This window comes from Hymenobacter arcticus, from assembly GCF_054779975.1.
This window is the reverse complement of record NZ_BAAGXF010000004.1, coordinates 283,285-309,742: the sequence shown is the minus strand read 5'-3', so window position 1 is coordinate 309,742 and position 26,458 is coordinate 283,285. Positions and strand designations below refer to the sequence as shown.

General features: G+C 61.5%; 25 protein-coding genes. 13 read left to right on the top strand and 12 right to left on the bottom strand.

Annotated elements, in window-relative coordinates; genetic code table 11:
• Nucleotides 1-85: 85 nt before the first annotated feature.
• Nucleotides 86-1,054: a hypothetical protein gene (locus ACYVGC_RS10060; RefSeq protein ID WP_460583692.1), complete on the top strand. Its 969-nt coding sequence runs from the start codon at nt 86-88 to the stop codon at nt 1,052-1,054.
• Nucleotides 1,055-1,069: 15 nt separating this feature from the next.
• Complete coding sequence (aat, locus tag ACYVGC_RS10055; protein ID WP_460583691.1) at nt 1,070-1,723, top strand: leucyl/phenylalanyl-tRNA--protein transferase; 654 nt, start codon at nt 1,070-1,072, stop codon at nt 1,721-1,723.
• An 18-nt stretch (nt 1,724-1,741) separates the two neighbouring features.
• Here aat and ACYVGC_RS10050 read toward each other — a convergent pair whose 3' ends face one another.
• Both ACYVGC_RS10050 and ACYVGC_RS10045 read right to left on the bottom strand, forming a co-directional pair.
• On the bottom strand, nt 1,742-2,566 hold the full coding sequence (locus ACYVGC_RS10050; protein WP_460583763.1) for a DUF4349 domain-containing protein: 825 nt from the start codon (nt 2,564-2,566) through the stop codon (nt 1,742-1,744).
• 185 nt (nt 2,567-2,751) lie between these two features.
• Entirely contained in the window at nt 2,752-3,102 is a 351-nt protein-coding gene (locus ACYVGC_RS10045; protein WP_460583690.1) for a 4Fe-4S dicluster domain-containing protein, read from the bottom strand.
• Between the two features lie 132 nt (nt 3,103-3,234).
• Between ACYVGC_RS10045 and ACYVGC_RS10040 the strand changes: the two genes are divergently transcribed.
• A complete protein-coding gene (locus tag ACYVGC_RS10040) occupies nt 3,235-4,251 on the top strand; it encodes an aldehyde dehydrogenase family protein (protein WP_460583689.1) in 1,017 nt (338 codons plus the stop codon).
• 91 nt (nt 4,252-4,342) lie between these two features.
• Nucleotides 4,343-4,648: a hypothetical protein gene (locus ACYVGC_RS10035; protein ID WP_460583688.1), complete on the top strand. Its 306-nt coding sequence runs from the start codon at nt 4,343-4,345 to the stop codon at nt 4,646-4,648.
• A gap of 195 nt (nt 4,649-4,843) precedes the next feature.
• On the opposite strand, the gene ACYVGC_RS10030 is transcribed toward ACYVGC_RS10035, so the two are convergent.
• The 5 genes from ACYVGC_RS10030 to ACYVGC_RS10010 form a co-directional block, all read right to left on the bottom strand.
• On the bottom strand, nt 4,844-5,713 hold the full coding sequence (locus ACYVGC_RS10030) for a nucleoside phosphorylase (protein WP_460583687.1): 870 nt from the start codon (nt 5,711-5,713) through the stop codon (nt 4,844-4,846).
• Between the two features lie 93 nt (nt 5,714-5,806).
• Nucleotides 5,807-6,748: a rhodanese-related sulfurtransferase gene (gene trhO / locus ACYVGC_RS10025; protein WP_460583686.1), complete on the bottom strand. Its 942-nt coding sequence runs from the start codon at nt 6,746-6,748 to the stop codon at nt 5,807-5,809.
• 136 nt (nt 6,749-6,884) lie between these two features.
• Nucleotides 6,885-7,517 carry an LbetaH domain-containing protein gene (locus ACYVGC_RS10020; RefSeq protein ID WP_460583685.1) on the bottom strand — a complete coding sequence of 211 codons (633 nt, stop codon included), beginning with the start codon at nt 7,515-7,517 and terminating at the stop codon, nt 6,885-6,887.
• A 69-nt stretch (nt 7,518-7,586) separates the two neighbouring features.
• Nucleotides 7,587-8,888 (bottom strand): hypothetical protein, encoded by a 1,302-nt coding sequence (locus tag ACYVGC_RS10015; protein WP_460583684.1) that lies wholly within the window; start codon nt 8,886-8,888, stop codon nt 7,587-7,589.
• Nucleotides 8,885-10,192: a DUF2851 family protein gene (locus ACYVGC_RS10010; RefSeq protein WP_460583683.1), complete on the bottom strand. Its 1,308-nt coding sequence runs from the start codon at nt 10,190-10,192 to the stop codon at nt 8,885-8,887. The genes ACYVGC_RS10015 and ACYVGC_RS10010 overlap by 4 nt, the downstream gene beginning before the upstream one ends.
• A 28-nt stretch (nt 10,193-10,220) precedes the next feature.
• Here ACYVGC_RS10010 and ACYVGC_RS10005 point away from each other — a divergent pair, with 28 nt between their 5' ends.
• Nucleotides 10,221-11,078, top strand: coding sequence for a tetratricopeptide repeat protein (locus ACYVGC_RS10005; protein ID WP_460583762.1), 858 nt, complete (start codon nt 10,221-10,223; stop codon nt 11,076-11,078).
• 86 nt (nt 11,079-11,164) lie between these two features.
• On the opposite strand, the gene ACYVGC_RS10000 is transcribed toward ACYVGC_RS10005, so the two are convergent.
• Nucleotides 11,165-11,809 carry a LolA family protein gene (locus ACYVGC_RS10000; protein ID WP_460583682.1) on the bottom strand — a complete coding sequence of 215 codons (645 nt, stop codon included), beginning with the start codon at nt 11,807-11,809 and terminating at the stop codon, nt 11,165-11,167.
• Between the two features lie 102 nt (nt 11,810-11,911).
• A complete protein-coding gene (locus ACYVGC_RS09995) occupies nt 11,912-14,896 on the bottom strand; it encodes an FtsK/SpoIIIE family DNA translocase (protein ID WP_460583681.1) in 2,985 nt (994 codons plus the stop codon).
• Between the two features lie 149 nt (nt 14,897-15,045).
• Between ACYVGC_RS09995 and ACYVGC_RS09990 the strand changes: the two genes are divergently transcribed.
• Nucleotides 15,046-15,480, top strand: coding sequence for a hypothetical protein (locus tag ACYVGC_RS09990; RefSeq protein ID WP_460583680.1), 435 nt, complete (start codon nt 15,046-15,048; stop codon nt 15,478-15,480).
• A gap of 32 nt (nt 15,481-15,512) precedes the next feature.
• On the opposite strand, the gene ACYVGC_RS09985 is transcribed toward ACYVGC_RS09990, so the two are convergent.
• Genes ACYVGC_RS09985 through xerD form a run of 3 tightly spaced genes read right to left on the bottom strand, consistent with a single transcriptional unit; the run spans nt 15,513 to nt 19,516 of the window.
• On the bottom strand, nt 15,513-17,240 hold the full coding sequence (locus ACYVGC_RS09985; protein ID WP_460583679.1) for a DUF6044 family protein: 1,728 nt from the start codon (nt 17,238-17,240) through the stop codon (nt 15,513-15,515).
• Between the two features lie 58 nt (nt 17,241-17,298).
• Nucleotides 17,299-18,564, bottom strand: a complete 1,266-nt coding sequence (locus ACYVGC_RS09980) for a tol-pal system protein YbgF (protein WP_460583678.1) — start codon at nt 18,562-18,564, stop codon at nt 17,299-17,301.
• Nucleotides 18,565-18,616: 52 nt separating this feature from the next.
• On the bottom strand, nt 18,617-19,516 hold the full coding sequence (gene xerD / locus ACYVGC_RS09975) for a site-specific tyrosine recombinase (RefSeq protein ID WP_460583677.1): 900 nt from the start codon (nt 19,514-19,516) through the stop codon (nt 18,617-18,619).
• Between the two features lie 217 nt (nt 19,517-19,733).
• On the opposite strand from xerD, the gene ACYVGC_RS09970 reads away from it, so the two are divergent.
• The 7 genes from ACYVGC_RS09970 (at nt 19,734) to ACYVGC_RS09940 (ending at nt 26,427) form a co-directional block, all read left to right on the top strand.
• Entirely contained in the window at nt 19,734-20,216 is a 483-nt protein-coding gene (locus ACYVGC_RS09970; RefSeq protein ID WP_460583676.1) for a type II 3-dehydroquinate dehydratase, read from the top strand.
• Nucleotides 20,217-20,330: 114 nt separating this feature from the next.
• Complete coding sequence (locus tag ACYVGC_RS09965) at nt 20,331-22,460, top strand: T9SS type A sorting domain-containing protein (RefSeq protein WP_460583675.1); 2,130 nt, start codon at nt 20,331-20,333, stop codon at nt 22,458-22,460.
• A 48-nt stretch (nt 22,461-22,508) separates the two neighbouring features.
• Nucleotides 22,509-23,612: an aminotransferase class V-fold PLP-dependent enzyme gene (locus ACYVGC_RS09960; protein ID WP_460583674.1), complete on the top strand. Its 1,104-nt coding sequence runs from the start codon at nt 22,509-22,511 to the stop codon at nt 23,610-23,612.
• 139 nt (nt 23,613-23,751) lie between these two features.
• Nucleotides 23,752-24,207, top strand: a complete 456-nt coding sequence (gene rnhA, locus ACYVGC_RS09955) for a ribonuclease H family protein (protein ID WP_460583673.1) — start codon at nt 23,752-23,754, stop codon at nt 24,205-24,207.
• A 17-nt stretch (nt 24,208-24,224) separates the two neighbouring features.
• Nucleotides 24,225-24,728, top strand: a complete 504-nt coding sequence (locus ACYVGC_RS09950) for a GyrI-like domain-containing protein (protein WP_460583672.1) — start codon at nt 24,225-24,227, stop codon at nt 24,726-24,728.
• Nucleotides 24,729-24,788: 60 nt separating this feature from the next.
• A complete protein-coding gene (locus tag ACYVGC_RS09945; protein WP_460583671.1) occupies nt 24,789-25,697 on the top strand; it encodes a periplasmic binding family protein in 909 nt (302 codons plus the stop codon).
• Nucleotides 25,698-25,704: 7 nt separating this feature from the next.
• Nucleotides 25,705-26,427, top strand: coding sequence for a tRNA1(Val) (adenine(37)-N6)-methyltransferase (locus tag ACYVGC_RS09940; RefSeq protein ID WP_460583670.1), 723 nt, complete (start codon nt 25,705-25,707; stop codon nt 26,425-26,427).
• The last annotated feature ends 31 nt before the right edge of the window (nt 26,428-26,458 follow it).

The window sequence follows — 26,458 nt, the reverse complement described above, 5'->3', positions numbered from 1 at the left end:
GCGAGTTTAACCATTCGCTTTTTCAGGAAAGCCGACCTACGATATTGATAGCTTATTCTACCTTGGCACTCTTAAACGCCTTTGTATGCCAGTTAAAATCTCGCTTGTTTGTACCGTCGCGCTGCTACTATGGGTACTGGGCGCGACTGCCCAAAAGTTTCAAAAGCACGTTTTTGCGCGTACTGAATCAGCCGGCATGTCAAGTCATGATGGCCTCCCCACCAAACGCACGATTTACCAGCTCAACCCAACATCCTTGCCTGCTCGGGGGCTATTAGTTTTACTACCAGGCCGGGGAGAGCCAGCTCGTGACGTATTCCGCGCTACCCAATTAGTGCAGCAAGCTGCGCAGCGAGGGTTTGTGGTAGTAGTTCCGGCATTGAACGACCGAAAGTATTTGGACACTGCCAGCAAGCATTTTTTGGATGACGCCCTTGGGAAGCTCGTACAGCAATACCCGGTACTCGCCCGCCGGCTTATTATTGGCGGGTTTTCGGCCGGCGGACAGCTAGCATTTGCCTATGCCGAAGAACTGGTGCGAGATAGTGTTCAGCACCCGTGGCGCGTGCGGGCAGTACTGGGGGTTGACCCGCCGCTGGATTTAACGGAGCATTGGCAACGGGCGGAATATCATTTGGCCAAAAAGGATTGTCCTGACCTGCGGGCAGCTGACCAAAATATGCTGCGCGAATTGACGCGCGACATGGGTGGCTCACCAACTCAATTTCCCACCGCTTATTTAGACCGAACAGCCTTTTTGCGTGGTGACCCGGCCGGTGGCAACGCAAAGTGGCTCAAGCGCTTGCCCGTACGGTTATACTGCGAACCCGATTTAGCCTTCTGGCAGCAAACCTGCCCAGCCTTGGAACTGGCAGACCTAAACGCTGATGGCGCGGCGGCACTTATTACCCGCCTACAAACCCTGGGTAATACCCGTGCCCAGTATATTAAAACCACAGGTAAAGGGTTTGTCGGTAAACGACGGATGCCCCATTCTTGGAGCATCGTGGATGCTGCCGAGTGCGCGGAATGGATGCAGCACTGCCTTGAATAGAATACTTCCTTCCTAATGCCCCTCGCCTTCCCCCCACCCACCGCCGCGCGCGACGACCTCGACGGCTTGCTGCTGCTCGGCGGCCAGCCCACCGTCGAAAACCTGGTGGCGGCCTACAGTCAGGGTATTTTTCCGTGGCCCGTGGAGGGTTGGCCGCTGGCCTGGTTTTGCCCGCCGCGCCGGGGCATTTTGCGGCTGGCGCGGCTACACGTGGGCCGCAGCCTGACGCGGGCGCAGCGGCAGTCGCAGTGGCGCATCAGCTTCAACGAGGCGTTTGGGCAGGTGATGCGGGCGTGCCAGGCCCAGCCACGCCCCGGCCAGGGCGGCACCTGGATAACGCCGCAGCTGGTGCGCGGCTACGAGGCGCTGCACGCCGCCGGCCACGCCCACAGCGTGGAGGTGTGGGAAGGCGACGAGCTAATCGGCGGCCTCTACGGCGTGGCCGTGCGGGGCGTGTTTGCGGGCGAAAGCATGTTTCACCACCGACCCAATGCCTCGAAGCTGGCGGTGCTGGCGCTGGCTGGGCACCTGCGGGCGCGCGGCGCTAGCTGGTTCGATATTCAGCAGCTGACGCCGCACATGCGGGCGCTGGGTGCGGAGGAGGTATCGCGGGACGAGTTTTTGGCACTGCTGGCGGCGGAGCAGGCGGCGGGGCGGCAATTGTTCTAAGGCAGCCAGGCCACAGGCTTATTCGCGGGGCAGGGTGTTGGTTAGAGCGGCCAGCAACTTTAGCTTATCAGCTAATAGCAGCAGCACGAACGTTGTAACCGATAGCCCAAGTGAAGCAAACACCAGTATGGCAAAGTACTTGACAGTCCATTCCAAGGCCACTTTCAGCCGGTGAATCAGGCTAATGCTTTTTTCGGTAGCACCTTCGTAGAGCGAAAATTTGACGGTGCAAAACTCGTTTTCGGCGTCAAAATTCCCCAGTTCCACGCCTAGCTCCTGGAGCTTCTCTTCTATCTCCAAAATCTTGTCGTTGAGCGCGACAAAATCGGCAATTTGCCCGCCCTTCGATTTCAATTCATTCAGCGACTGTAGCGTTTTCTCAATGGAAACCTTCTTTGCGTTGAGCTGCCGGTACTCGTTGGTTTTATCGACCTTGGTAATTTCGGTGGCTTTTATAGCGCCTATTTGTTGGATATCCTGGTAAAACTTATCGAACATCGCCGGCGCCACCCCGATAAGCAAATGAATTTGCCGGTTGCCCGGCTGTCCCAGGTTTTGCTCGTACTGGATAACTGCTTTATAGGCCTGGGTTTTCTCCTTAATCAGCTTCTCATCCGGAATAAATTCGGACGTTTTAGATTTAACCGAGGCTGTTTTTTCGAATTTCTGGTTTGAGGCCACACGGGCTGAAACCTGCACGTCACCACTTTTGAGCGCAAACTTCTCCGAGGCATAATTTTTACGCAGGTTCTCAATACTGCTGAAAAAATCGTCGCTGTAGGCGTCGCCGCGTCCGGTGTTCGTAGCCACATAGCCATACAACAGGCGGAAAACAAAGAGCATCACGAATAACACGCTAAACCAACGGCTCACGCGCCAGAATCTGGCTTTAAAAGTTGTCATGATATCTCAGGCCCTTAGGGGAGCCGCAAAGTAGGGCGCTGCAACCCAAACAGCCAACAGCCCCTCGTTTATCAGCCCGCAGCGGGCCGATAAACGAGGGGCTATTACTTGCGCAGTGACCTGCTTTATGCGGCGTTATGCAGCCAATGTTGCTTCTGGGTGAGACGCTCGCGGCTTTCGCGGTGGTCGGGGTCGTCTACGCAGCAATCGACGGGGCACACGGCGGCGCACTGCGGCTCCTCGTGGAAGCCTACGCACTCGGTGCACTTATCGGTCACGATGTAGTAGTATTCGTTGGATACCGGGCGCTGGGGGTCGGTGCCGCCAGCCAGGTGGCCGTCGATGGTTTGCACTTCCTTGAGGGCCGTACCATCGGCCCAGCGCCACTGGGCACCGCCCTCGTAGATGGCGGTGTTGGGGCATTCCGGTTCGCAGGCACCACAGTTGATGCACTCGTCGGTTATCATGATGGCCATTGCCGTCGTCTCCTTATGCTAGTGAGTAATTTTGCTGTTCAAAGCTGCCCGGCTGTACGTAAAAACGCCGACTCAGGCTGATTCGGACCCTCAAAAGTACGGCTCATTCTGCCTCCCCGCTACCTTTTCTTCATGTTGAATCGCACTACCCGCCTCGCCGCTTTCGCTGCGCTGGGCCACCACCTCGCCTCCCTCACCGAGGCCGAAATTACGGAACTCGCCTACCGCACCCGCAACCAAAACGCCTGGTTCGACCTGCCCAACGTGCGCACCGCCCTCGCCGGCATTGTGCACCTGCTGGCCGAGCCCGCCCTCAGCCAGTGGGCCAGCCGCTACCCGGCCGAGCCCGCCGCCCCGCGCCAGGTGGGCGTGGTAGTGGCCGGCAACATCCCCATGGTGGGCTTCCACGACCTGCTGTGCGTGCTGCTGAGCGGCCACACGCTGCTCGCCAAGCTCAGCAAAGACGATACCCTGCTCATGCGCTGGCTGGGTCAGCAGCTGCTGGAAATTGAGCCCCTATTTGCCGAGCGCCTGCAATTTGTGGAGCGCCTCAACGCGGCCGATGCCTTTATTGCCACCGGCTCAGATAATACGGCGCGCTATTTTGAGTTTTATTTCAAGAGCCGGCCGCACATCATTCGGCGCAACCGCACCAGCCTGGCCATTCTCACGGGCCACGAAACGGCGGAGGAACTGGCCGCGCTGGGGCCCGATATTTTTCAGTACTACGGCCTGGGCTGCCGCAACGTGAGCAAACTCTACGTGCCCGAAGGCTACGACTTTGTGCCCCTGCTCGACGCCTTGCAGCCCTGGCAGCACGTGCTCAACCACCACAAGTACCAGAACAACTACGACTACAACAAGAGCATCCTGCTGGTGAATGCCGTGCCGCACCTCGACACCGGCTTTTTGCTGCTCACGGCGCAATCGGCGCTGGTGTCACCCATTTCGGTGCTGCATTACAGCACCTACACGCAGGAAATCGACTTGCTCGACCAGCTCACCAACGTGGCCGCCCAAACGCAGTGCCTCGTGTCAGCGGGCGGGCGCTTTGCCGGCTCGGTGCCCTTTGGCCGGGCGCAGCAGCCCAGCGTGGCCGACTACGCCGATGGCCTCGACACGATGGAGTTTTTGGCCGCCGAATTGTAAACACAACTGGCCGAAAGTTGGTACATTACCGGCGCCGTTGCCTCTGTAAACGGCTTTCCTGCTCGTTTATTCATCTACCGCTGCCCCGTTTATGTTCGCTCCCACCACCGACCAGCCTGTCGAAACCGTTGAGAAAGAGACCATTCCAACCCTGCGCTTTCCGCAGCACGACGTACTGACCGACCAAGCTCAGCTGGAGCGCCGCCGCGCCGATGCCGAGCGCGCCTGCCGCCTCGGCAACGCGTACCATGGCAAATTAGATATTTTCTTCCAAACGGCCGACGGCCAGCCCAAACGGGTGCAAACCGCTGTGTGGGGCTCTCACAACGAGTATCTTACGCTCAAAGCCGGCATCATGCTGCCCCTGCGCGCCGTACTGGGCTTCGACTTCTACTAGGACCACTGATGAGCACGAATTTTAGCGGATTTCACGGATTTTGTGGACGTTGAACTTCTTGCGTAGTGGCTGTTTGAGCAGATTTAATGAACAATAAAAAGGCCACCTGTCGGGTGGCCTTTTTAGTAAAATACGCTGAATAGCGCCGTCCACAAAATCCGTGAAATCCGCTAAAATTCGTGCTCATCAGTGGTTCTAGAGTAGGGCCAGGGTGCGGGCAATCATCCGGTCCACGATATCGCCGGCATCTCTGGCAAACTCGCCGGTGGCGCGGTTGGCCACAATAGCGTTGAGGCTCAGCACTTCATGGCCCAGCAGCTGGCCAAGGGCGTAGTAGCCCGCCGTTTCCATCTCGAAGTTACTGAGGCGGAAGTCGCCCTCCGGGCTCTCGTGGCGGAAGCTTTGCAAGCGCTCCATGTAGTCGGGCTGGCGCAGGTCGAGGCGCAGGCGGCGGCCCTGCGGGCCGTAGAAGCCGGGGCACGTCACGGTGTTGCCAATGAGCAGGTCGGCGGCCAGCTGCTCGCGCAGCAGGTCGGAGCCGCGTACCACGTAGGGCGCGAAGGGCAAGTCGAGGCTTTTCTGTAAGTCCTTGGCTACCAGCGTTTCGATGCCGGTTTCCATGAACGGGTAAAACTGCATTAGCGAGTCGAGGCCCACGGCGTGCTGGGTGGCCAGCATGGCGCCCACCGGCACATCGGCCTGCAAGCTGCCGCTGGTACCCAGCCGGATGATGCGCAGGCTCAGGCGCTCCTCAGCGGGCCGCACGGTGCGCGAGAGGAAATCGATGTTGACGAGCGCATCGAGCTCATTCATCACGATATCAATGTTATCGGTGCCCATGCCGGTGCTCAGCACCGTGAGGCGCTTGCCGCGGTAGTAGCCCACGTGGGTCACAAACTCGCGGTGCGTGCCCTCAAACTCGATGGAGTCGAAGTGCCGGCTCACCTGGGCCACCCGTGCCGGGTCGCCCACCGTGAGGATGGTATCGGAAATATGGTCGGGCAGCAGATTAAGGTGATAAATCGTACCGTCGGGGTTCAGAATAAGTTCGGAGTCGGGAATCATAGCAGTGTGCGGTAAGCTTTAGCTTGCCGTAAGTTGAAGGGAGAATTCTGCGTACGCAAACGGTAGCACGGCAAGCTAAAGCTTACCGCACATTTACGCTTTGTACGAAGCCAGCCCTTGCGCTGGCGTGTAGTGGTTGCTGATTTTAGGATACGTACCGGTGCCATCGTATGGCCGCTTATCGGGGTGCTCGGCGCAGGTTTCGGAGCAGGCCCCGTCGAGGAGCGTACCACAGCTTTCGCAGAGCGGCACGTGAGCGTTGCAGTGCGGGTTGGCGCAGTTGATGAGGCGAGGCGAGGGCTGCTGGCAGTGGTGGCAGCGCGAAATAACAGTGGGGTTCACCGTATTCACGTCTACCGCCACGCGGCCATCAAACACATAGCACTGACCATCAAAGTCTTCACCGCCCACTTCGTGGCCGTACTTGATGATGCCGCCGTGCAACTGGTACACGTTTTCGAAGCCCTGCTCCAGCAAAAAGGCGCTGGCTTTCTCGCACTTCACGCCGCCGGTGCAGTAGGTCAGAATTTTCTTATCCTTGAACTTTTGCAAACGCTCGACGCGCTCGGGGAAGTCGCGGAAATTCTCGATGTCCAGCGTCACGGCGTTTTTGAAGCGGCCGAGGTTGTACTCATAATCCGAGCGCACATCAACTACTACCACGTCGTCGCGGTCTTTCAAGTCCTTGAATTCCTGGGGTGTAAGGTGCTGGCCGGTTTTTTCGTGGGGCCGCACGTGGCGCAGGCTGCTGTGCACAATCTCATCTTTCAGCCGCACGTGCAGCTTTTGGAAAGTGTGCGCTTCGACCTCGTCAATCTTAAATTCCAGAGCCGCAAAGCGGGGGTCGGCCTGCACGGCGGCCATGTAGGCCGCGCAGCTTTCGCGGGTGCCCGACACGGTGCCGTTCAGCCCTTCGGCGGCCACGATGATGCGCCCGCGCAAGTCCAGGTCGAGGCACAACCGGTGGTGCTCCGCCCGAAATTGCTCGGGGTCGGCCAGGGGCGTATAGCAGTAATAGAGAAGGACTTGATACATGATTAATGGTTAAAAAAGACGGTCATGCTGAGCTTGCCGAAGCATCTCTACCACGCCGTTAGGTTAGTAATTCTAACGGCGTGATAGAGATGCTTCGGCAAGCTCAGCATGACGTTCTTCTAGTAATCATTTCTAATTACACCTTAACTGCTGGGTTGCCAAACACCGTTTGGCTGGCAGCCACGTCGGCTACCACAACCGAGCCGGCGCCCACGCGGGCTTTGTCGCCCACTTTCACACCGGCTACCAGCACCGCACCGGGTCCGATGAAGGCTCCAGCCCCTACGCTCACGCCCACGCCCAGTTGGGCGCCCGACCCTATCTGGGCGTAGTCGCCTACCGTGGCCTGGCCTTCAATCACGGCATTAGGACCCACCAAAATGCCTTCGCCCAGCTTGGCCGTGGCAGCCACTACTGCGTTGGGACCGAAGTAGTTGCCGTGGCCAATTTCGGCGTGTACCGACACGCTGGCGCGCTGATGAATGGAGTTAACGGGTACTACTTCGTACTCGTCGCGCAGCATTTTGGTGAGGCTGCGGCGGCTGGCGGAGTCCTCAGTCGCCACGAATACTTCGCACTTTTTACCAAGGAGCTTCAGTAGCTCACCGTCATCGGTGTTGCCCATCACGGGCACGTCGAGTAGCTCAGTGCTATGCAGTTTGGGGTCGTCGTCGAGAATGCAATACACGACCACGTCATTAGACAAAAAAGCATCCAGCGCGGCGGTGCCCACGGCCTGCGCGCCGAGAATGATAACAGGGTTTTCCATAAGTAGGCAAAGGTACGACAGGGGTTAATGTTGAATTTGGAATGCAGAATGAAGCATTCTTCTCTTCCATCAGTTCCAAATTCCTTCTTCCAACCTCTTCAACAAACGCCGTGCGTAGTCGTTTTGCAATAGTAACAAAAGCAGCCAGGGCAGCAGGGCCACGCGGTAGCGGTGCAGAGTGCCCAGGTTGGGCGTGCTCAGGCCAATGAAGGCGGCCAGCAGCAGGCAGTACGCAGCCACCACCACCACCAGCGCCACCGGCAGCCGGCCGGCGCGGCCGCGCCACACCGACACCAGCGCCGTGGCTAACAAACTCACTAGCAATACATTCTCCAACTCAACTCCTACGTACAGCGGCTGGGCCGACTCGCCGGGCCAGGGCCGCACCAGCACCTGGGCGGCGGCCAGCGGCGCATGGCGCAGCAGGCCAGCAGGCGTGGGCTGCCAATCGGCATACGCCAGGTGGGGCCGGCCGGGCGAAGTGAGCAGGCCGTGCTGGTAGTTGGCATTTACCTCGTGGCTGAAGTAGCTGAGAGCCAGATGCTCACCGCCCAGAGTCACGGCGGTAGCCCCGGCCAGCCCCAGCAGCAGCAGTAGGCTACTTGCCTGCGGCAAGAGGCCCGGCCCCAGCCAGCCGCGCCGCGTGGCCAGTTGCACGGCAGCCAGCGCCAGCAGGCCCCCCAGCAAGGGCAGGGCGAAGAAATACCGCATCCGCACCATCAGCCAGGCCAGGAGCAGGCCCAGCAGTGCCCGGCCGAGGAGTGGTGCAAAGCGCACCGGCCGGCCGCCGTAGAGCCCCGGCAAGGCCAGCGCCACTAGCCCCGCCCCGGCTCCTACCACCAGGGTTTCTTTGGTGAGGCCGGCCGTCCACCATACTACGGTGGGCCACAGCAGAAAGGCCACCACGCCGGCCAGCGCCGGCGTAGCCGGCAGCACCCGCGCCAGCGTGCGCACCAAACCCCAGCAAGCCATAAAGAACAATATACTTAAATAAAGTGCATTAAGCCACATCATTCCGCCCGATGCCAGGTTCAGCAGCGCCAGTATCTTAATAAAGAACAGGGTGTTAGACCATTGATAAAGACTAAGCTGCTGGCCATCAATCAGGAAGCTTGCGGCTTGCAGCGTGGCTACTAGGTGGGATGGTTGCGCCCACAGGGCCTTTGCCAGTAGCCCGGCAGCTTCCTGAGCTTGGCGGGCATCGGGGCTGAGCTGGTGGGTGCTAGCCGCCGTGAGCAGCAGCCGCCACGCCAGAGCTGGCAGCAGCCAGCGGCGCAGCAGCGATTCTGCCCGCTGGTACTCGGCCCGCAGCCACAGCAGTAATCCACTCAACAGCAATGCATTAAGCACCAGCGCCAGCACCAGCCTCATCGATTGCGGACGGCGCCCCCGCCCACCAGCCGACCGCCAATGGCGCAGTGCAGGCAGCGGCGCGGCGCGCAGTAGCCTTTGTGCAGCGCCAGCAGCCCCTGCGAGTCGGCGGCGGTGCGGTGCTCAAAGCCCAGGTCCTGGTAGAGGTCGGTGTACTGATTGTGCTCGGCCGGCAACTCCATTAATAAGCCCACGCTGCTCTCAACCAGCGCGGGCTGGCCGGTGTGGCGGGCGTAGGCCACGCGCAGCGGCACCACTACGTTGATAATGAGTAGGTTGATGCTACTCTTGCCCAAGGCCGGCACCTTGCCCGGCCGACCGGCGCGGTAGTGCTGCTGCCAATAGTCGGGGGCCGGCGCGCCGGCAAAAAATTCACTGAGCGCGGCCACGCTCTGGGCCGTGAGCAGCGCGTCGAACAGCGCCGGGCGGCGGTGCAGAAGCCCCACCAGTTGCCCCAGCCGCACGGCCGGAAAGTTAGCGGGCCGCAGCCGCAGGTAATTCCACTCGTGGGCGGCCAGCGCGGCCTCGCCCAGCCCGTACTTATGCCGCAAAAACTCGTGCTCCTGCCACCGGTCGCGGATATAATCGTCTTGCGCAGTTTCTTCATTCTCAACCAGAAAGCCGGCCTGCCCGAAGAGCAGCGCCTCCAGCTGACGGACGTCGTGGCGGTGGCGGCGCAGCACGGCCAGCGGCACGGCTTTAGCGAGGCGCGCCAGCGGCTCGCTGTTTTTTTGGAAGCCGAAGGCCGCCATCAGGGCGTGGTAGGCGGTGGCTTCCCAATCGTCGGCCAAGTGGCCGTGCAGCGCGGCAATGGCGTCGGCCTTCTGCTCTACGCGCTCCAGCAGGGCGCGCTCGGTCATCATCGTGCGCACTAGTTGCGGCACCTGGTTCAGCAGGCGCGCGCAGGGCAGCGGCGCAGCGGGCGGAGCGGCCACTAGCGCCTCGTAGCGGGCCAGCAGGTCGGGGGCCAAGCGCGGGGCCAGGGCCAGCGCCGGAATCAGGCTGACGTTGGTGCGGTAGATGTCGGCATCCGCTGTAAGCACCACGTGCAATACCACCTGGTCATATTTTGCATCTACTTGGTGGTTATGCCGTTGCCAGTCACTAGCGCGCAGGTGAATTTCTACCGCGCCGTTCCACTCCACCTCGCCCAGGCGCAGGCGGGCATTCAGGAAGTCGGGGCCGGCATCGGCGTTGCGCTGGCCGGGGCGCAGCACCTGAATTTCCTCGCCGGCCGTGGTGCGCAGGTCGGCCTTGTCGAAGTACTGGTGCTGCCAGACGTAGTGGAGGAAATCTTCTTTCATATATTGCCTGGGGTGCGCCTTGCTGCCGATGGCGCAGGGCTTAGCAGGCCGCAAATTATTGCGTGCAGCCCACAATTCGTTTTTGATGAAGGAACTGATACAATTTATCAACCGCACGCACTTCGGCCAGTACAGCAACAAGCGCTTGCTAACTCAGGCGGTAGCCCGCCTCGAAGCCTTAGCGCAAAAACATAACCCTCAGGCAATGTACCGCTTAGGCATGTTGTACTGGGACGGCTACGGCGTACCTCAAGATAGGGAGCGCGCCATACCGCTCCTCCAAGCTGCAGCCGAAGTCGGCATTCTTAATGCAGTCTTCAATTTAGCGATGGCGTATGATAATGGCTACGGTGTAGCGCAGAGCCACTACAAAGCTTTTCAGTATTATATGCAAGCGGCCCGCTTGGGCAATGCAAGGGCAATCCACGCCATAGGCAGTTTTTACTGCTGGGGTCAGGGCGTCGACCAAGACTACCAAAAGGCTCGGCACTGGTATCGCAGAAGCGCCAAATTAGGCTACGCCGATGCCATGTGCGATTTGGGCCGCTGCCACCAACGCGGAGTGGGTGGCCCAAAGAGTCCGCGCTGGGCAATTTATTGGTTTCAAAAGGCCGTGCGTGCGGGCTGCCTTCGCGCCCAGGCCTGGCTGGGGCTAGCCTACGCCTGCGAGCCTATTGAAGACTGGAAGCAGGCGCGCTACTGGTTGGAGCAGGCCGCCGAAAATCAGCAATCTCAGGGCATGTACATACTGGGCGTATGGGCTGAAAGTGGCTGGAATGACCAAGAAAACTTAGCTGATGCCTCCTTTTGGTTTCAACAGGCCGCTGCGTTAGGGCACGAGCGAGCAGCTTTACAGTTAGCTCTGTTACAAGGCGAGACGTTTTAGGTGACACGTAAAAACGGCCCGCTCTGAAAAGAGCGGGCCGTTTTTGTCAGGCGTTGTGGCGTGGCAAGCTAAAGCTTACCCTACCCTTAGCGCAGGTCCACCACTTTCACGCCGGGGTACTGCGCCTTGTCGAAGGCAAACGTACTGGCCGCGACGGGCACATTGGGCTTGAAGTTCTTGAGCATGAACGTGGTGCGGGTACCGTTTTTCTTGAACGTCTTTACGCTGTGGATGGCCTTGTCGGCCGTGCCCACAATGAGCTGTACCTTGAACACGTCGTTTTTGCGGTCGTCGGGCGTGAGCTCAATGAGGTCGCTGGTTACGCCGGCATCCTTGAGCGACTTCACGTAGGTGTACTTATAGCCTTTTTTGTACATCGAGTACATCTGGGCCGGTGACATATCCTGGTTGCTAGGGTCCGTCTCCGACACGTTCACCTCGTTCTCATTCTTGAGGTAAGTCCAGGTGGTTTTGCCGTCGTTGAGCACCTCCTGGCCATTAGCCTTGAGGTGGTATTTCTGGCCGCTCACGGTTACGTCGCCGTTGATGTTTTGCTTGAGCTTGGCGGCGGGGTTTTCCAGAGTTTGCGTGAAGCCAGCCTGAAACGACTTGAGGGCCGTGTACTTGGCGCTTACGGCATCGAGGATTTTGCCGGCTTTGGGGTCTTGCTGCGCGGCGGCGGGCAGGGCCAATGTGGCGGCCAGCGCCAACAGGGAGAATTGCTTGGTCATGATTACTAAAAATCCGGCGCGGTAGGGGCCAGGTGGGCACCCATACGCAAAAGCGGGGCCAGAAGATTGGTTTGTCCTTGCGCTCGCAAGGACAAACGGTGATTACTTCATCGAGTTCAGTAGCTGCTCCAGCTGGTACTCGTCGGGGATGAGCACGGCGCGGGCCTTGCTACCCTCGAATGGGCCCACGATGCCGGCCTGCTGAAGCTGGTCCATGAGGCGGCCCGAGCGGTTGTAGCCCAGCTTCAACTTGCGCTGAATCAGCGAAGTAGAGCCCTGCTGGTGCAGCACGATGCAGCGGGCGGCCTCGGCAAACATGGAGTCGCGCTCGCTGGGGTCCATCTCGTCCTGGCCGCTGCCGTCGTCGCCCTCGGCCCCGGCTACTTCGGGCAGCAGGTAGGCATCGGAGTAGCCCTGCTGCTCGCCAATGTAGTCGCAGAGGCGGTCCACTTCGGGCGTGTCGATGAAGGCGCACTGCACCCGAATGAGGTCGGAGCCGGCCGAAAACAGCATGTCGCCCTGGCCAATAAGCTGGTCGGCCCCGCCGGTGTCGAGGATGGTACGCGAGTCGATTTTGCTGGTCACCTTGAAGGAAATCCGGCAGGGGAAGTTGGCCTTGATAATGCCCGTAATCACGTTCACGCTGGGGCGCTGAGTGGCCACAATAAGGTGAATACCGATGGCGCGGGCCAGCTGCGCCAGGCGCGCAATGGGCGTTTCCACTTCTTTGCCAGCCGTCATCATCAAGTCGGCTAACTCGTCGATTACCAACACGATAAACGGCAGGAAGCGGTGGCCTTTCTTTGGGTTCAGCCGCCGCTCGACAAACTTGAGGTTGTACTCCTTGAGGTTGCGGCAGCCGGCTTCTTTGAGGAGGTCGTAGCGCCGGTCCATCTCCATGCACAGCGAATTGAGCGTGTTCACCACCTTCTTGGTATCGGTGATGATGGCCTCCTCGGTGTCAGGCAGCTTGGCCAGGAAGTGACGCTCAATCTTATTGAAGATGCTGAGTTCCACCTTCTTGGGGTCAACCAGCACAAACTTGAGCTGGGCGGGGTGGCGCTTGTAGAGCAGCGAGGCCAGTATCACGTTCAAACCCACCGACTTACCCTGGCCGGTGGCCCCGGCCATCAGCAAGTGGGGCATTTTGGCCAGGTCGGCCACAAATACCTCATTGGTGATGGTGCGGCCGAAGGCAATGGGCAGGTCCATTTCGGTGCGGGCAAACTTCTCGGAGCCTAGCACCGAGCGAATGCTCACCATCTCCTTCTTGGCATTGGGCACCTCAATGCCAATGGTGCCCTTGCCCGGAATGGGCGCAATGATGCGGATACCTAACGCGGCCAGGCTCAGCGCAATATCGTCTTCCAGGCTCTTGATTTTGGAGATGCGAATACCCGCTTCGGGCACAATCTCATAGAGCGTGACCGTGGGCCCGATGGTGGCTTTGATGCTGGCAATGGCGATGTTGTAGTGGCCCAGCGTTTCCACAATGCGGTCCTTGTTGGCTTCCAGCTCCTCCTTGGTTACCTGGGCCTTGGCCACGCCGTAGTCGTTCATCAGCTCCAGGGTCGGAAACTGGTAGCGCGAAAGGTCGAGCGTGGGGTCGTAGTTGACATCAGGCATGGCGTCGGCGTCCTCGTCCTCATCGGCCACGGCCGCAATGTCGGCCCCGGCGTTGGGGTCGAGGTCGTCGCGGTTGGGCACGGTAATTTCTAGCTTGGAAGCCAGGGCAGGCGCACGCAATGGCACCGGGCCATCGGCCAAATCAGCCAGCGAAAGCGGCGTGGGGATGCTGGCCGCCACGGCCGGCGCGGGCTCCAATTCCGGCTCGGCCGTTGGCAATTCGAAGGAAAAAGCAGGCCCGGCCGCCGCTACGGCCGCCACCACTGAGGAAGCAGCCGCTACCGGCAACGCCACGGCGCTGGCCGCGCCAGCGGTCGGCACGGCCAGGGCCACCGCGGCCACTGGGCCATTGAGGCTCGGCATGGGCGCTGTTTCTGGCTCGTCCTCGTCGCCCGCGCCCACCACCTCAAAGCTGGTACTCACGGGTTGCGGCGCTTTGAGCGGACTAGGGCGCGGCGCGGGGGCCGGCTCAAACTCGGGGGCGCGGCTGGGTACCGGGGCGGACTCAAATTCGGCCTCGGTGGGGTGCGGGGCGGGGGTTTTGGGTGGGCGCACGGCGGCGGGCGCGGCGGCCACTACGGCGGGTGCGGGCGCTTCGGCTTCGCCTTCTTCACCTTCGTATTCTTCGTCATCGCGGCCGCCCAGGCCCAAGTTGAGGCTGGTTACGTTGAAGAAAAACACCACGAACATGATGAGCCCGAAGGCCAGCAGCAGCACGGTGCCCCAGCCAAGCAGCGAGTCGAGCCACAGCGCCAGCTCGTAGCCCGCGCCGCCACTCAGCCAGTCGTAGCGGTGTACTTGGGACGGGTCAGGCCCCGGCTGCGCGGTGCCGGGCTGGGCCAACTGCACCACCACGTAGCCCAGCAATGCGCTGACCCACAAGATGGTAAACAGCCCCAGCGCCAGCACGTAGCTCACCGAGCCAGCCGCCCGCCGAAACACGATTTTGTAACCCAGGAAAAAGACAATCGGAATCAGCCCGTACGCGGCCAGCCCAAAGCCGCGGTAAATCAGCTTTTCGGCCAGCCAAGCCCCGAGCAGGCCCAGCCAGTTGCCCGACTCCTGGCCCGCTTCCTTCACCGACACGCTGCCCAGCGCGGCCACCACGCTTTGGTCGGCGCGCCCGCTGAGCAAAAACGAGGTAAACGCAATGGTGAGGTAGAGCGAGCCCAGCAGCAGCCCAAACCCGATGAGCAGGTGAAAGCGCCGGTCGCGCAGAAAGGCCGTGAGCTGACCCAGGCCTGGCAGCGGGCCGCGGGGGCCGCGCGGGGTGGCGGGGGCCGCCTGGGGCCGGGCCCGGCCCGCAGGCGCGGCGGCTTTGGCGGGCGCAGGAGCCGTGCCGGGCGCCGGGCGGGGCGTATTGCCCCGCCCTGGGCGCGCCGCGCCGGGCTCGGCAGGGGGCACCGGGCGGTTGGTGGCGGCGGGACCACTCGCCGGGTTGCGGTAATTATTGGTAGCCATGCGCGGGCAAACAGAAAGGTCAAATCTACGCCAGTCGCACCGTTTTCGGGTGGCCAGCCCAAGTAAGCAAATAAGTCTAATCGTAGCTATGCTGCCCTTACCTTCGCGCTACATCGATAGTCCTTTTGTACTAAACGCTACATTATCATATGGAAACGCTTACCCGGATTATGCATCACGCCAACGGGCAACCCTTTTGCATTACCGAATGCCGCCCGGCCGACGGCTGGCTCCAGACTACCTGGCTGGGCTTTGTGTCGCCCGCCGATGCCGAGCAGGGCGCGCTGGCCGCGCTGGAGCCACTTTGCCAGGGCCCGATGGCGGGTTTGCTCAACGATAATAGCGAGGTTAAGGGGCCATGGTTTGATTCTATAACCTGGCTTCGGCGCGTGTGGGCCCCGCAGGCGGCGCGCCTGGGCCTGCGCTACATCGCCCACGTAGCCCAGCCCCACACCGAAGCCGACCTGGGCATCTTATTCAACCGCAATCCTTTTAGCAAACATGTTGATTTACAAGTGTTTACTACTATCGAAGATGCCTCCGACTGGCTGCGCACCTGCCTGCACCACTCGCAAGCTGCGTAGCACCCCACCAGCCAGCTAGCTGGTACCACTTGCTAGCGGCCGGCCGCCACCTCGTAAAGGTGCAATTGCCAGTACGCCTCCGAGCTATCGAACACGCCCAGCAGGCGCAAGCCGCTTTCGGCAGGGTGGGCCAGGCGCACCGCCGAAAACACGTAGCGCCCGCCCAGCTGCCGGAAGGCCCCCGCATCGAACGCATAATGTTGCACCTCTTTCGACAACTTCTTATCAATCAAATAATTACGCCCTAACTCAGCCGACATCAGGTAGCAGCGGTTGCCCCAGGCATCGAAATACGTGGCCAGGGCCGGGCTCTTGGCTAGCTCGCCGGCAATGAGCGGCCGAAAGGCGTGCTTATAGGGCAGCGGGTAGCTGTTCTGGTTGCTATCGAGGGTGTAAAAGTCGTTGAGCTGCGCCGCGGCGGGCGGCAAACCCAGGCTGGCCACCCGGTAGGCGGCGGGCCGCTGCCCGGTTTGCAGAAAGATGAAGTCTTTGGCTTGGTTAAATAAATCCGGCGCCACAAACGCGGCGTAGCTCGGCGCATCGGCCTTGGGCCGGCCGGCGATAATGCGCAAGTTATAGACGTATTCGGAGTTAAGCGGCAGCGCCACCACAAATTGCAGCGCCACCAGCCCGTAGCCCAGGCGCTGGGCGGCGGGCGTGGCCGGCAGCTCGCGCAAGGCCAGCGCCAGCAGCCCAAACCACGTCAGCGACATCAGGAAGTGAAATCGATTGAGCGTAAAAGCGTGAAGCAGAGGCAATTGCTTTTGATACAACATGGCCAACTGCGGCGCAAACCCGCAGAATAGTGACACCCCGGCCAGCGCCAGCAGCACCACGCCCACCCGGCGGCACAGCAGCTGCCGCCGCGCCGGGGTGAGCCGGGCCAGCACCACGCCAACCGCCAGCAGCACCACCCCCCGAAAAAACGGGCTGGCGTGGTACTGCCCCAGCCAGAAGTAGCGCAGCGACTCCTTCAGCCCCACTCCTACCCCGTGCGGCAGCAGCCGCACAAAGTCAAACTCCTCGCGGTGCGACACGAACTGCTTGGCCACCAGCAGCGAGTAAAACAGCGGCCACTCCACCACCACGTACATACTTAGCAGCAGCCCCAGCCCCACCGCGCCGCGCACGGTGCCGGCCCAGGCCGCCCGGCCGCGCCGGGCCACATCCAGCAGCAGTAGCCCGCCCCACACCACGGCAATAAACGGCCCCACGTACACAAAAATCGACCACAGCGGAAACGCCGCGCACACCAGCCAGGCCACCCCGCGGTTGCGCCCCTGCCGCAAATCGAGGGCCGCGCGCAGCAGCGCCGGCTGCCCCATTACTGTGAGCCCGTAGATAGTATAGAGTGGCAGCGTGGCCCAGGCCAGCGCCACGGCCGCCGCCAGGCCGCGCTGCTCGGGCCGCGCCAAGCCGTAGCGGCGCAGCAGCCAGTACATGGCCAGCAGCCCCAGCGCCCGCACCAGCACCTGGTGCACAAGGTAAGCCACCAGCGGCTGGCCTTGGAAGATACTGAAGATGAGCACGGTGCCGCTCAGGCCGGGCCGCAGGGCGTTGCGCGGCAGGCCGTTCATCAGCTGGGGCACCAGCACGTGGGTGCCGTAGGCGAAGGCCAGGTGCAGCTTGGTGAGCAGGTACGCCAGACTGATTTCGGTGTCCAGGTTGTCGTGGATGAGCACGTAGCCGTGGCGGCCCAGCAGCAGCACGGGCAACAGAAAAAGCAACAGGCCCAGCAGGGCAAAGCGGAGGGGTTTCAAACGGGCGCGGCAAAGAATACTGCCCGCAAAGTAAGCGGATGCTACCGCGGCGCGGCACCTACTGCCGGTGGGTACGCAGCCAGGTGCGGGCCTCCTCGTACTCTACCTGGCCGGTATCGGTCTGGTCCACAATGATGCGGTAGTAGCGGCGGGCGGCGGGCTCGTCGCGCTCGCGCACGGCTAGGCGCGCCAGGCTGGCCTGGGCAAACACGTAGTAGCCGCGCCGGGTGGTGCCCGCCTGCTCCGAGTACACCACGCAGCGCTGAAAGTAGTCCTTGGCCTGGGGCACGTCGCGGTATTTGTGCTGCATCAGGTAGCCCATGATGTAGGCCGCCGGCCGGCAGCTATATGCCTCGTAGCCCACCTGGCCCACGGCATATTTGCGCAGTATCGATAGGCAAGCCTGCTCGCTTTCTATCAGCAGGCCCTGCTTAAAGGCCAGCTTGGCGTAATTGAGTTGAAAGTAGGGGTTGTCCGGAAACTGCGTTGCTAGCTGCTGCGCTAGTTGGAAGGCCGCGGCGGTCTGGTGCTCACGGTCGCTATCTAAAATACTGATTAGGAATGAATTAGCCTCGGTGCCGGTGTAGAAGGCCGACCGGCCCACCTGCCGCAGCTGGGCCAGCCCCTGCTCCCGGTTGCCCTTGGGGAAGAAAAACAGCACCGGCCGCAGCCACGGATACTCTTGCCCTATCCACACGGCGTAGTAGTTGAACAGGCCCTGGCCAAACAGAAATTCGGTGCTCAGGCCGTTGGCTTCCTTACTCTTTTCGAGGTAGTTGAGTGAGCGGCGGGCGGCCACGGTGGCCTTGCGCCAGTTGTGGCGCTCGGCGTGCAGCCGCGATTCCAGCCCGTAGGTAGCGGACAGGAAAAAGCAGGCCTCGTAGTTGTGCTTGTCGGCTTTGTACAGGGCTTCGGCCTTGGCTTCGGCCGTATCGGCGTAGGCCAGAAACGCCTTATCGTAGCGGGTGTCGGCCACGCTGTTGGGCATCATTTTCCAGCAGTTGCTCATGCTCAGCAAAAAATACGCCATGGGATGCTGCGGGTAGCGGCGGCGCAGCGACCGAAACTGCTTTTCGGCCTTATCAAACTTGAAATTATACATATTTTGCACCGCGCCGCCCAGCTCCAGCTGAATGTCTTTGTCCAGCAGCAGCCAGCCCGAAATATCCACTGCCTGCGGGGCCACCTGCACGCTATCGAGCGCTACTTCGGGCATGGCGGGCACGGCCGGCAGCGTTTGGGCCCGGGCGGCCCCGGTGAGCAGCAGCCCGGCCAGCAGCACCCCCAGCGCCAGCCAGTTTGTCAGAAAGCAAATAACGCGCATAACCCAGGTGTACTTTTATAAGTTTCTTATTATTAGTATTTTATAAAATAACTTAACTACGCGGGTGAAACTCCGTCATTACTTGGCGCAAGTAGTCACGGTCGAGGTGGGTATAAATTTCGGTGGTCGTAATGGAGGCGTGGCCCAGCATTTCCTGCACCGCCCGCAGGTCGGCCCCACCTTCGAGCAGGTGGGTGGCGAAGGAATGGCGCAGTGTGTGCGGGCTGATAGTTTGGCGCAGGCCGGCCAGCTCGGCCAGCTTTTTAATAGTAGTAAAAACAGTAATTCGGGATAGTTGCCGCCCGCGCATACTCAAAAATACACTATTTTCGTTGCCCGGCTGCACGGTGAGATGCTGGCGCACGCCACCCAGGTAAAAGTGCAGGTGCTTCACGGCCTCGCGGCCAATGGGCACCAGCCGCTCCTTGTTGCCCTTGCCCAGCACCCGCATAAAGCCTTCCTCAAAATAGAGATTCGATAACTTCAAGTCGCACAGCTCACTAACGCGCAGGCCCGACGAGTAGAGCACCTCCAGCAGGGCCCGGCTGCGCAGCCCTTCGCTGGTGCTGAGGTCGATAGCGGCCAGCAGTTTTTCCACGTCGGGGTACGAGAGGGTGTCGGGCAAATGGCGGCCGGCCTTGGGCGACTCCAGCGTGTCGGTGGGGTCAATTTTGAGTAGGTCCTCCATGATGAGGAACTCATAGAAGGCCTTGATGCCCGAAAGCGTGCGCGCCTGCGACGTGCTCGACAAGCCCAGCTCGGTGAGGGCGACCAAAAAATCGCGCAGCAGCCGCGTAGTTACTTGCAGCGGGCCGGCCTTCAGCTGCTCCAGCTCCAGCCATTGGTACAGCTTGCGCACATCGCGCCGGTAGGCCTCTACCGAGTTGGGCGAGAGCGACTTCTCCAGGCGCAGGTAGCCATCGAATTGCTTGATTGCTTGCGGCCAGGTCATGGGGTGGGAATAGTTAAGGGAAGAGCAGTGCGCCACTGGCTGCCTGGCACTGGGGGCAGCTGGTAGCCGCCCGGGTTGCCTTTGCCGTAGTTTGTAGGCCACAAAGTACGGGGCCGGCCACTGCGGGTCTTTTTTTTCTCGTTGGGCAGGGCTACCCACTGGCTTAGCTTCTGTTTTCTCTGGCTAAGCTGCCTTTTATTCTCTGAAAATATTTAGTATGAATATTCTAATTCTCAACGGCCCCAACCTAAACCTGGTGGGCCGCCGCGAGCCGCACATCTACGGCACGCGCTCGTTTGAAGACTACCTGCCCGAGCTGCAGGCCGACTTCCCCGACCTCACGCTCACCTCCTTCCAAAGCAACCACGAGGGCGCGCTACTCGACCGCCTGCACGCCGCTGCCGGCTGGGGCGAAATGGGCCACGACGGCGCCAGCCAAGCCGTGGTGTTGAACGCGGGCGGCTTCACGCACACCAGCGTGGCGTTGGGCGATGCCGTGGCCGCCGTGGCCGGTGCGGGCCTACCTATTATTGAGGTGCACCTGAGTAACCTGGCCGCGCGCGAAGACTTCCGGCACGTCAGCTTCATTGGCAAGCACTGCGTGGGTAGCATTGCGGGGTTTGGGCTCGAAAGCTACCGATTGGCGCTGCACTACCTGCTGGGGCAGCGGCCCAAGCCAATGGGCTTTGGCCGGCGCTAGCCCAACCGGATAACACGGTGGCAAGATAATTTTGTACTTTAACTTATAAATAGCGCCAATAATGGCTACGCCAGTAGTATTTTTACCAGAATACCGCTCGTGTACCCATTCCTGATGTCCCGTTTTCTTCGCCTTGCCGGCCCGGCAATAGCTCTGCTGCTAGGCACCACTGCCCCCCAAAGGCTGCGCGCCCAGGCGTGCCTGCTCGCGCCCGTGCCGCTGGCCCAGCGCAGCCAGCAGGCCACCCTCGTTGTGGAGGCCCAGGTAGCCAGCCAGCAGGTAGCCGATGTGGGCGGGCATATTGTAACGCGCAATCAATTAACTATTTACAAGATTTTTCGGGGCCAGCTGCCGGCCGGGCCGGTGCAGGTGCTCACCCAGGGCGGCACCCTGGGGCTGCGGCGCGAAGAGGTGAGCGGAGCCTTGCAGCTGGCAGCCGGCCAGCAGGGCATTTTCCTTTTGGAAGCCGACCCCGGCCAGCCGGGTGAGCTACGCGCCTACGCCGGGCCGCAGGGCTTCATCGGCTACAACCTGACCGACCTCACGGCCAGCGAGCCGTTTGAACGCTACGCCCGCATCGGGCCGGCGCTGTACGAGGCCGTGGGGGCCAAAACCGGCGCGACCTACCAGGAGGTAGCCGCCAATACCAGCCTGGCGGCCGCTACCCGGCGCCAAAGTCAGCGCCTGGCGGCCGGGCCACTGGCCATAACGGCCCCGACCATCGACAGCTTTTCGCCCGCCACGGTCACGGCGGGCACCAGCACCACGACCACCACCAGCCCGGCGGGCGTGCTCACCATTGTGGGGGCGGGCTTTGGCAATGCGCGGGGGGCGGGCTACGTGCAGTTTCGCAACGCCGACGACGGCGGGGCCTCATTCACCCAGCCCCTGGCCAGCGACTACCTAAGCTGGAGCGACACCCAGATTCAGGTGCGCGTGCCCGCGCGCGGCACCACGGGCCGCCCGGCGGGCACGGGCACCTTTCAGGTGGCCGACAACAGCGGGGCACTGGCCACGAGCGCCAGCGCCCTCACGGTGGCCTACGCGCTCATCAGCGCCAATTCGAGCGGCCAGAACTACCGGGTGCACCTCATCAGCCCCGATGACAGCGGCGGCTACACGCTGCAATACAGCGCCAGCTTTCCGGCCGAAGCCCAAGCACCTTTTGAGCGCGCTCTGCAAAGCTGGCGCGGCGCGGCGGGCATCAACCGCACCATCAGCGCCACGGCGGCCCCGTCGGACGTAACCCAGCGCGATGGCGTAAACGTGGTGCGCTTCGATGCCGGGCTGCCCACCGGGGTACTCGGCGTCACGTATTCGTACTATACCGGCTGCGCGGCCAATAACGGGCCGCTCAACTGGCAGGTTATCGAAACCGACTATGCTTACACGCCGGTGCCCGTGCCGGCCAGCGGCAACACGCCCGCCGCCACCTGGAACTACACCACCGGCGCACCCGCCAGCCGGCAGTACGATTTTGAAAGCGTGGCCCTGCACGAGCAAGGCCACAGCACCCAGCTCACGCACATTATCTCGGCCACGGGGGTCATGAATTTCAACATCGGCAATGGCCAGGCACGCCGAGTGCTCGATGCGAGCAGCGACATTGCCGCCGGCCAGAACGTGCGCACCTATAGCACCGACGCTACCGCCGAGGAGCGCTGCAACTACCCGGCTTTCACCGCCAGCGCCACCCCGCTGCCGGTGCAGCTCACCGCTTTTGCCGCCCGCTACCAGTCCGGCCGGGGCACCGTACTAAGCTGGGCCACCGCCACCGAGCTCAACAGCGCCGCTTTTATGGTTGAAAGCCAGGCCAATGTATTGGATAGCACCTGGCAGGTACTCACGCGCGTGGCCGCTGCCGGCCGCAGCGCCACCCCGCGCCAGTACCAGGCCCTCGATGCCCGCCCGCTGGCCGGCACCCGCTACTACCGCCTGCGCCAGGTGGACCTCGACGGCACGGTGGCCTACTCGCCGGTGGTGCGGGTTTCGGCCGTTGCCACGGCGCTGGCTGCCTACCCCAACCCGGCCGCTGGCCTCGTGCAGCTGAGCGGCCCGCTGGCCGCCGGGGCCACGGCCCAGGTGCGCCTGCTCGATGCCACCGGCCGCTGCGTGCTGCGCACCGCTGGCCCGGCAGGGCAGGCCGAGCTTGCCCTGCCCTTATCGGGGGTGCCGGCTGGCCTCTACCTGGTAGAATGGGATGGCGGCACGGGCCGCAGCCGCCTGCGCCTGATGGTGCAATAAGGCCCGGCGGCGTGCTTTGGGGGCAGGCGCGGCCCCTACCTTTGCGGCATGGCAACCCTCCCGACTTATACCTTCAATCCCGGCCCTTCGGCCGTGTACCCCGACGTGCGCCAGTACCTGGCCGACGCGTTTGAGGAAGGCTGGCTGTCGGCGCCGCACCGCTCCGAGCGCTTCATTTCGCTCGTGCGCCTGTGCCTCGACCAGGCCCGCCTCAAGCTCAACATTCCGCAAGACTATACCATCCTGTTCACCTCATCGGCCACCGAGTGCTGGGAAATCCTCACCCAAAGCCTCACGCCGCGCCGCTCGTTTCACCTCTACAACGGGTCGTTTGGGCAAAAGTGGTTTGACTACGCCCGCGCCCTGCGCCCCGGCTGCACTGGTCTAAAGTTTGACATCAACGACGTGCCCGACCCGGCCACCCTGCCCTTCGACTCCGAAGAGACTGACCTGGTGTGCCTTACCCAGAATGAAACCAGCACCGCCACCCAGCTGCGCGACCAGTTCATTCTCAACACCTTCAACCGCCTGGGGCCGGCGCTGCTGGCCGTAGATGCCACTTCGTCGCTGGGCGGCGTGGCGCTCAAGTTCATCAAGGCCGATGTGTGGTACGGCTCGGTGCAGAAGTGCCTGGGCTTGCCCGCCGGCCTGGGCATTATGGTGCTGTCACCCCGCGCCGTGGCCCGCGCCCGCGAGGTGGGCGACAACGCGCACTACAACAGCATAAATGGCATGGTGAAGCAAATGCTTAACTACCAGACCACCCACACCCCCAACGTGCTGGGCATCTACCTATTGAGCCGGGTGCTGCAAGCCCGCGAGCCCATCAAAACCGTTGCTCCGCACCTCACCGAGCGCGCCCAAAAGCTCTACGACTACTTCGACCAGGTGCAGCCCTTGGGCCTGCGCCCACTCATCGAGAACGTGGACGCCCGCTCTACCACCGTCATCGGCCTGCAAGGCCCGCCCGCCGTTATTGAGGAAGTGAAACGCCGCGCCCGTGACGAGGCTGGCCTGCAATTGGGCTCGGGCTATGGCGACCACAAGGCCACCAGCCTGCGCATTGCCAACTTCCCGGCCGTGCCCGACGCGGCGTTTGAGGCGCTGGTGCAGTTTTTTGAAAAGATTAGAAATGAGGAAGTTGTGAAATAAAAAATCATCTGTCATGCTGAGCTTGCGAAGCATCTTATCGCACCAGAACAAGACGTTCGACGGTGAAAAGATGCTTCGCAAGCTCAGCATGACAGATGATTTTACTTCCATTATTTTCTACTAACATCAGTTACCCACTTTGATTACCCTCTACACCGATGGCTCGTCGCGCGGCAACCCCGGCCCCGGCGGCTACGGCACCATTCTGCGCTACGGCCCCCACGAAAAGGAAATCAGCCAGGGTTTCCGGCGCACCACCAACAACCGGATGGAGCTGCTGGCCGTGATTGTGGGCCTGGAAGCCGTGACGCGCCCCGAAATTCCCGTGCTCGTCGTCACCGATTCCAAGTACGTGGTTGATTCGGTAGAAAAGAAGTGGGTTTTCAACTGGATTAAGAAGCCCGACTTCGGCAAAAAGGCCAATGAGGACCTGTGGCGGCGCTTTTTGCGCGTGTACAAAGACCGTAAAGTGTCCTTTAAATGGGTGAAAGGCCACGCCGGCCACGCCGAAAACGAGCGCTGCGACGTGCTAGCCGTGCAAAGCGCGCTTGGTAAAGGCCTGCTGGTGGATGAGGGGTACGAGGCGCTGGGGTAGACAAAAGCGTAACCGCCATGCAGCCTAGAATAGAATTAGCAGCCGAGAAAAAGCTGATTGGCCAGCGCCAGCGTATGTCCTTGCTCGCCAATACTACGGCGGCGCTGTGGCGGGGCTTCGGGCAGTGGCAGTGGGCCCAGCCATTTACGGGCAGCCCAGAGCGCTACTCCGTGCAGGTGTATGGGCCGGATTATTTCCATCCATTCCGGCCCGAAGCAACCTTTGAGAAATGGGCGGCCGTGGAAATGACGCAGCCCGCTGCCATGCCGCCCGACCTCGAAACCCTGACGCTACCGAGCGGACTTTACGCTGTTTTTATGTACCAGGGCCCCGCTAGTGCGGGCGACACGATATTTCGCTATATTCTGCAAGAGTGGCTGCCTGGCTCGGCGTACGTGCTCGACGACCGGCCGCACTTTGAGGTGCTGGGCGAAAAATACAGCAACGAAGACCCGGCCTCGGAAGAGGAAATCTGGATTCCGATTAAACTTAAGCCAGCCCAGCCTGCGCCTGAAGCGTAGCTGTCAACTCAGCCGCAGCCCCTTTTGCACCAATTAGTTCAGCATTACCAACCAATTAAAATGGCTCTAAAAATCGCGCTCGACTGGACGCCTAATACCAACCACACCGGCTTCTTTGTAGCCCAGGAACTGGGTTATTATGCTGCCCACGGCGTGGCGCTGGAAATCCTCCACCCCGGCCAGGATAACTACGCTACCACGCCGGCTAAAAAAGTAGAATCAGGCCAGGCTGACTTTGCCATTGCCCCCTTCGAGAGCGTCATCAGCCTGAATACCAAGGCGGCCAGCGTGCAGGCAGTGGCCATTGCCGCCCTCTTGCAGCAGGATATCAGCTCCATTGCCACGCTGGCCAGCAGCGGCATTACCCGGCCCCGCGAGTTAGATGGCCGCACCTACGCCTCCTACCAGGCGCGCTACGAGGATGCCATCGTGCGGCAGATGATTCGCAACGACGGCGGGCAGGGCGCTATCACCATCACGTATCCCGAAAAACTCGGCATCTGGGATACGCTGCTCACCAAGGCCGCCGATGCCACCTGGATTTTCAATAATTGGGAGGGAATTGAGGCACAAACCCAGCACCTGGCGCTGACTACATTCGCGTTGGCCGATTATGATATTCCCTACGCCTATTCGCCCGTTATTTTCTCCACCCGCGAAAATATCAGCGCCCATGCTGCCGCCTACCGCGCCTTTTTGGCCGCTACCAAGCAGGGTTTTCAATTTGCGATTACCAACCCGGCGCAGGCCGCCGCTATTTTAACCAACCACCTACCGGCCCGCGATGCGCAGGCAATCGACGTGGTTAAGAGCCAGCAGTACGTGGCACCCTTTTATGGCGAAGCAGCCACCTGGGGCAAGATGGAGCCGGGCCGCATTACTGCGTTTTTAAAGTGGCTTGTGGCGCACCAGTTGGAAAGCGAGGCTATTCTGTCGCACGACTTATTCACCAATGAGTTGCTAAGCTAGCGCTGCTTTGCCCAACGACTACTTCCAGTTTCAGCAGTTTCGCATAGCCCAAAGCGACTGCGCCCAAAAGGTGAGCACCGACGCCTGCCTGCTCGGCGCGGCGGCTGACCTCACCGGGGCCACCCGCGTGCTCGACTTGGGCACGGGCACCGGCCTGCTGGCCCTTATGGCCGCCCAGCGCGCCCCGGCCGCCACTATCGAAGCTATCGAAATTGACCCACTGGCGGCGGCCCAGGCGGCCCGCAATGCAGCGGCCAGCCCCTGGGCCAGCCGCATTGCCGTACGGCCGCTGAGCCTGACGGCCTACGCGGCCACCCAGCCCGCGGTATTCAGCCACATTATTTGTAATCCGCCTTTTTTTCGGCGCAGCCTAGCCCCGCCCGATGCGGCCCGCGCCACGGCGCGCCACGCGGGCGAGGCCTCGCTCACGTTTGGCGACATTGTGGCCTTTGCAGCGGCGCACCTGCGGCCGGGCGGCACGCTCACGGTACTGCTGCCGCCACCCGAGATGCAACACTTTGTGCAAGAGGCACTTGCAGGTCAGTTGTCGCTGCGGGCGCAGCTGGCCGTGCGGCACCGGGCGGGCGGGCGCATCACGCGCTGCATCAGCGAGTTTGGGCACGTGGCTCCGGCGGCGGTGGCGCAACGCGAATTGATGATTCAGAACGCGGATGGAGCGTATTCGGCTGACTTTCGGGCGCTACTGAGCGGGTTTTATTTGGCGCTTTAGTGGGGGTACCGCAAGTCCACGCGTGGGTCGA